We start from the raw sequence: 238 nt of genomic DNA, 5'->3' as shown, positions 1-238 counted from the left end.
GCTGGCGTGCTCTACGGCAGCGGAGGCGCCGGCGGGGACGGCGGGTTTAGCTTCAAAGGCGATGGCGGTATCGGCGGGGCCGGCGGGCACGGCGGCTCGCTGATCGGCAGCGGCGGCGCCGGCGGGTACGGCGGGACCGCCGACTCCAATTTCGGTGGGGCCGGCGGTAACGGTGGGCACGGCGGGTTGTTCGGCAACGGAGGTGGCGGCGGCAATGGAGGGCCCAGTCCTACCGGCG

1 pseudogene is annotated in these 238 nt (G+C 74.8%); it reads left to right on the top strand.

Annotated elements, in window-relative coordinates:
• Positions 1 to 238, top strand: a pseudogene (locus BST40_RS30645) (hypothetical protein); the annotation flags it as partial.

The sequence above is a fragment of the Mycobacterium persicum genome (assembly GCF_002086675.1).
Taxonomy (GTDB): Bacteria; Actinomycetota; Actinomycetes; order Mycobacteriales; family Mycobacteriaceae; genus Mycobacterium; species Mycobacterium persicum.
The sequence above is the reverse complement of the archived record's forward strand: the minus strand, read 5'-3'. Positions and strand labels throughout refer to the sequence as shown.